The sequence below is a fragment of the Ruegeria sp. N11 genome, from assembly GCF_056531525.1.
The window spans coordinates 1-5,752 of record NZ_JBQFLX010000056.1 but is presented as its reverse complement, the minus strand read 5'-3'; the positions used below and the strand labels follow the sequence as shown (position 1 = coordinate 5,752).

Annotated in this window: 6 protein-coding genes; 2 read left to right on the top strand and 4 right to left on the bottom strand. The window is 56.6% G+C overall.

The features are described 5' to 3' along the window. A partial coding sequence (locus ACR0J8_RS23960) for a hypothetical protein (RefSeq protein ID WP_480892800.1) occupies window positions 1–259 on the top strand: 259 nt, incomplete at its 5' end. A gap of 155 nt (window positions 260–414) precedes the next feature. Here ACR0J8_RS23960 and ACR0J8_RS23955 read toward each other — a convergent pair. The 4 genes from ACR0J8_RS23955 to ACR0J8_RS23940 all read right to left on the bottom strand — a co-directional run bounded on the left by ACR0J8_RS23955 (window position 415) and on the right by ACR0J8_RS23940 (window position 3,806). Beyond that, window positions 415–618 (bottom strand): hypothetical protein, encoded by a 204-nt coding sequence (locus tag ACR0J8_RS23955; RefSeq protein ID WP_480892797.1) that lies wholly within the window; start codon window positions 616–618, stop codon window positions 415–417. Then, entirely contained in the window at window positions 615–983 is a 369-nt protein-coding gene (locus ACR0J8_RS23950; protein WP_480892794.1) for a helix-turn-helix domain-containing protein, read from the bottom strand. Before ACR0J8_RS23950 ends, ACR0J8_RS23955 begins: the two co-directional genes overlap by 4 nt. Before the next feature lie 56 nt (window positions 984–1,039). Then, complete coding sequence (locus tag ACR0J8_RS23945) at window positions 1,040–2,581, bottom strand: hypothetical protein (protein ID WP_480892791.1); 1,542 nt, start codon at window positions 2,579–2,581, stop codon at window positions 1,040–1,042. A 904-nt stretch (window positions 2,582–3,485) separates the two neighbouring features. Beyond that, on the bottom strand, window positions 3,486–3,806 hold the full coding sequence (locus tag ACR0J8_RS23940) for a hypothetical protein (RefSeq protein WP_480892787.1): 321 nt from the start codon (window positions 3,804–3,806) through the stop codon (window positions 3,486–3,488). Between the two features lie 148 nt (window positions 3,807–3,954). Between ACR0J8_RS23940 and ACR0J8_RS23935 the strand changes: the two genes are divergently transcribed. Further along, window positions 3,955–5,752 (top strand): MobA/MobL family protein (locus tag ACR0J8_RS23935; RefSeq protein ID WP_480892785.1); only part of this gene is annotated, 1,798 nt, incomplete at its 3' end.

Here is a 5,752-nt window from a genome sequence, read left to right as displayed (position 1 = left end):
CCAAAAAGAGAAAGCGGCCTCTCAGCCGGCGCAGCCAAAGCCGACTCCAAAGCCCCAAGCCCAGGCTCAACAAGATCCCCGGGAAGCTCTACGAGCCAAACTCATGGCGTTGGACAGCCAGGAGCTGCTGGTCCGAAACCTGCTGGACAATCGCACAATCATAGCCAACCAGGAGGAACAACTCCGACAGCAGGTGGAGGTCATAAAGGGCCACAACCAGGTGGCAAAGCTGATCCAGCAGCTAATCGACGCTCTGTAGACCGGGCCGCGGGACCGCAGCCCACCCACCATTCACAGGCATCCGCCCCTGACATGGAGGCAATGCCAGATCTCGATGATCCAAACCTGTTGCAGAAGATCCAGCAGATCAATGCCCGCCAGCAAGCCGCATCTGCGTATCGCCCTGGGATGTAATTAGTCCCGGCCGGCGAGCTCCGCCTCGACTGCCCTGGTCATAATCGCCATCGCCTTCCAGGTCGCGTGCGGCCATTCCTCGGAATCTCTTATTTCCTGCAATTCAGGAGCGAACGACAGGCGCTCCATTTCCCGGGCGAGACCGTCGAGCATGGTGCGCAGCGCGTGCGTCGAGAGATCCTTCAGCTCAGTCTCAACGCTCATCCGAACCACCTGCTGAACAAGCCACGCTTGCCCCCTGCCGGCGCAGCCAGGAGCTTCTGCTCGCGCTCATAGGCCTGCTCGAGCTGCTCGTCCTTGTCATCAAGGCGCTTCTGCATCTCTTCAACTCTGACCCGTAACTCTATGAGTTCTCGGTAGTTTTCCTCGGTTTCGGTAGGGGGGTGGGCTTTGGTTTCGGACGCGGTTCCTGCACTGGTCTTCGGAAACACCCTGAAGAGCTCTGCTGGCTCAATCTGCCAACGACCGTTGACCTTCGTCGCGGCTAAACGCCCTGAATTCAGGGCCTCCAGCACGGTCTTCTTGGACTTGTTGGCCTCTTTGGCCGCCTGGTTCATAGACAGTTTCACTGCTTCAACTCCTGCTCTTAACCCACCGGTTTTGAAACCGTGTACCACGGAACCGGTTAATCTTGGTGGAAAATGTTGAGGTAAGTGATTGTTGAGCTGTCTGGAGGGGGCTCAGTTGTTTCTGATCCCGGGGGATCAGAAGAATTCTTGCGTCCACAACTCTGCGATTTGTGGACATTTAACGTATTGGTGTGAACGATATAGGAAGATGGGCCCGCGGCCCTCTTATCTTCCTTTCGTTTTAATGCCAGGGGCACCACGTTGTCGCCGGCCTGAAGCTGTTCAGCTATGCGTCTGGCTTCCTCGGGCGTCATGCTGGTGTTCTTCTCCCAGGCTTGCAGGGCCTGGAAGCGGTAGAGCAGATAATCAGCATAGCGGCGCTGAGCTGCCTCGCCTTTCGGATTATGGTTCAAACCGAAATGTATGATCAGCGGCTCTCTGAAAGGCCCAAAGGCCGTCGTTGGCTGTGTGACTGTCAGAATGACGTTCGAGGGCGCATCCCCCTCTTCTTGCTCTTCCTGGGCGTTCAGCATGGCCTTCAGTTCGTCCAGGCTATGACCATCTGGATCGATGCCGATCTTATTTGCCAGGTCACAGATCTTCTCTTCCTCAGTCCGTCTTTGGGCGGTGTTCTTCTTCATGAAGACCAGCCGGCCATCTGACAGCTCGACCACCTTCAATCGTCGCTTCCTGGCATCCGAGACGAATGCCTTGAACTTCCCGTACGGAATGAAGGATCGGCCGCGATACCACTCATCGAAGAGCCAGTGCAGCTCCGCCCCTTCGATCCCATCATAATCCTCGGGCTTGGTGACGTATTTGATCGCCTCGTTCAGATCCTTCAGGCGCCCGTTGTCTTTCAGGTGCCACTTCAGCCGATTGTGGGTCGATCTGAGGAACTTTTCCCACTCTCCATTGGAGAGCAAAGGGCCGTCATAAATTATGTTGGCGTGCAGGTGATAGCTGAACGTCCCATCGTCCTCTTCCTTCCTCGGGCATTCGATGCTCGCAAGGTGAACATCGATCCCGAACCGCTTGCGGACATAGCTCGCCCACCTGGAGATCCGCCGAGTCATCACCGCCTTCCTGGCCCGGATGCCATCTTCGGACATCGCTGTGATCCGCTGGCCGGCAGTCAGTACCATGTATCTCAAATACGGCTTCTTGTGAGCGAATATCCCGAAGAGCAGCTGTTGCTGACGCCTGTTGCGCTGAGAAACATCAGGGAGGAGATTGATGTTTCTCTTTTGCTTTTGAGTGTACTCGATCCCGGTGACAGCGCCGGTCATCTTGATCGGCCAGGCATCCGCGTAGACCTCAACGCCTTCCTCTTCGAGAATGTCTCTCATCGCATTCGATTGGCGCACCAGGGCGTCGCTGCGTTGCTTGTTCTTCGACCAGCCGCTCAAAGTGACCATCGTCCCTGTTTCTTTGGCGATGAGATCTTCGACAGTGAACGGTCGACCAAATGTCCCCCGCCCAACAAATGAAATGTGGGGGTGAGGCTGTTTCTGCCCTTTTCCTGTTGGCTCGATAACCTCGAATTCTGGTTCGTGGTTCGGTTTTCGTGCCAGTGCCTGCCCGTAAACGGTCTTCATGCCGTCGTCTGTCCTTTTCATTAAAGACTCGACAACGAACTGTCCGAAGCAGGGTTGATCCCTGCCGAAAGCGCACGTATATTCAGGGCAAGTTAGGCACGATGTGTATTCGCACCTTTTGCCTTTTCAATGTGCCAGCCGGTTTACTATCGCCAAACAGAGAACCGGTTGTCATGTCGAGCCTAGCCTAGAAAGCACCCGTCCTTGTGGCGGGTTTTTTCTTTCCAGGACTGCTCTCGGACAAGATAGCGATTCACCCCGCACCGCACAAGCTTTTGTGCATACAGCCATTAACCTCGACGAAATGTTGACACGGCGGATAGCCCCCGGTCTGTCCGGCCGAGACGTTCCGTTTCGCGCTGAAGTGCCAATTTTCCTTGGCTACTGTCCCGGACTCGAGGGGCCGTGTCCCCCTTTTTGTCCCCGTTTTATGCTCGCTTCGGGCTCTGGGGGAGGATCAAGATCTCACCCATCAACGACGCTTCTCAAACAAACACCTGGGTCATGCAGAACCTCAGCTCAACAACAAACACGGTTTCCACGGCCAAGGCCGCGGACCCACCGAGTTTCTTGTTGCCCTGAGAACCATGCACGCCCTGATCAGGTGCTTGCGAAGCGACGGTGACGGGGGAGATCTTTAAGGCCCACCCCCCTTTATGGATAGGTTCGGGATTCCGTCTATCATATATTCTTTTCTGAATGTATTATTTTTTGTAAGGAGACTACCTACAAAAAAGAGAAAACCCCGGGTTTCCCCAGGGCCTTCCTTCGACAGCCGGATTTGCGTCCCCGCTCACCGGTTACTTCTCAAATGTTCGAAACCTGGCAGGGCGCAAGCCCCATCCTTCCTTTGACTAAAAAAATCCCGGGGGAATGCCGGCAGGCAGGGGGCAGAGCCCCGCCCTCACTCCGCCGCAGGCGGTCGCGCGTTTTTTTCGGACATCTGGACATCGAGGCCGAACTGGTTGCGCAGGGCGTCGATCCGGCCGGTTTTGAAATAATCCCGCGGTGCCGCTTTCTTCAGGTACTTCCAGATGAGATGCGCCTGATCCGGATCGTTCTCGAGCATATAGGCCCAGCACGCCCCGACGGTTACGAGGGCTGTGGTCCGCTCTTTGAACTTGCGCCTGGTCTCTTTTTTCCGAGCAGCCGCTAGTTTCTCTTTCGCCTTTTTCAGACGGAGCTCGGCGGCTTCGAGTTCCGTCATCTTTTCTGAATCTGACATGCTCCTGTTCCCCTGCCCTGAATACGTAAGTTGAATTTCGCAGGTTAGAAACAACTTAAATCTGAAATGATGGAGACAAAAAAATTGGGTGCTCGCTTATACGTCCGTTGGACGTGCGAGGTCTGCGACGCCCAGGCTTAGATTTCAAATGGCGCATTTCAGGGTTTCATTCGGTGTTGTGAAAGGTTCCGACGGTGGCAGTGCCCGCCGGCGTTCGGCCTATCAACGTTGCACGAATGAAGCCGGATATGATTTCTCCGCCAAGGCCGAAGAGCTCGACCATGAAGAGGTCATGCTTCCTGAAGATGCGCCGGCCGATTTCGCAGATCCGGCCAAGCTCTGGAAAACGGTCGAAGCGCATGAGCTCGGCACCCGATGGGATGCGCAGATCTCGCGAACCTTCGAGATCGGCATCCCCAAGGAGATCCCCCGGGAGCTGCACGCCGAGTTCGCTCGGGATCAGTTGAACTTCCTGGTCGACCGCGGCTTTGCTGTTGAGTTCTCGATCCACCGCGAGGAATCCCTGTTCGAGCCCGGGGAATTCCATTCCCACGTTCACGCTCAGGCAACCCTGCGGCACGTGGGCCCGGACGGACTTTCCGAGAAGAAGGATCGGCAATTCAACAGCATGATGACGGCCAAGCTGAAGGGCGGCAAATCCGGCACCAAGATGCGCAAGCAATTCGCTGACCGACAGAATGCCTTCTTCGAAAAGCACGGCATCAAGGCCGAGGTGACACACGAGGCGCTGCCTGAAGGTCTGGCCCTGCCTGTCGCATCCAAGAAGGTGATCCGCGCGATGGAACGCTGGCGCAAAGCTGAGAAAGCAGCCGAGGCTAAAGGCCGGCCGGCGCCACCCATGCCTCGCTATGTCCAGGAGTTCCTGGTCGAGCGCGATGCGGTCAAAGCCGCAATCGCAGAATACCGCGCTGCCCAGGATGAAGTTCTGGAGAAAGGTCGCGAGGCTACATCAGAGATTGAGGCGCTGGTCCCGGAAACGGTCACCGAAACCGAAACCCACCAGCCGGAAGAGTATAAAAATAAGGAATTTGAGGATGGACTACGAAGAGATACCGGAGATCGAGAACCAGCCAGAACCACCGATGCCACCGAGCGAACCGCCGATGGAAACGGATGGGCAGAGAGTGGCCCGGGAGACCGTGAAGCAGATCCAGGCCGAGAGGAATGGGGAAGAGATGACGCCCGAGTCACCGACGTCGACACCCCAAAACCGCGGGGATCTGACGCCGGCGATCAAGTCGGACACAAGCGAAATCCTGTCATTGATGACCCCTGGAGAGAAGGCGGATCCACTCCTGCCCCTGGTCGAGGAGCTGGTGGAGCTGACGCTGAGGCTCGAGGACAAGGTGGACAATCTGACGACAGAGCTGACCGGCCTGAAGACCAGGATGATCGACGCTGGGACGATCTAACCGAGGCCCGGGAAGAATATGATTTTGCCGACGCTGCGATCCAGGACGAAAACGTCTGGGCCCGAATCCAGCGCCAGCACCATCCCGAAAAATATAACGACCTGGCCGCGAAAATAAGAGAACGAAACCAGGCCGCGAAAAAAGAGAAAACCGCGGATCAGGATCGCAAGATCACGTTCCGCCATCGCCTGGCTCGCACCTGGGTTGCCCAGCGAACCGGCCGTCTGCTCGACAAGCTGAAGGCTCGCAACACTGCCCGCCGCGGTCTGACCGGGGCCGAGCTGCGCCGACGCCAGGATCTCGATGAGAAGTTGAAACCGAAGCTGAACAAGCTGCGCGCACGTAATGACGAGCGCCGCATGAAGGAGGATAAGAGATATGGCAAAGGCAAAGAGCCTGACAGAATTCGCGAAGCAGAAGGCCCAAAAAGAGAAAGCGGCCTCTCAGCCGGCGCAGCCAAAGCCGACTCCAAAGCCCCAAGCCCAGGCTCAACAAGATCCCCGGGAAGCTCTA

Coding starts and splice junctions, on each gene's coding strand:
- ACR0J8_RS23940 (WP_480892787.1), bottom strand. CDS start 3,806: ATGTCAGATTCAGAAAAGATGACGGAACTCGAAGCCGCCGAGCTCCGT.
- ACR0J8_RS23955 (WP_480892797.1), bottom strand. CDS start 618: ATGAGCGTTGAGACTGAGCTGAAGGATCTCTCGACGCACGCGCTGCGC.
- ACR0J8_RS23945 (WP_480892791.1), bottom strand. CDS start 2,581: ATGAAGACCGTTTACGGGCAGGCACTGGCACGAAAACCGAACCACGAA.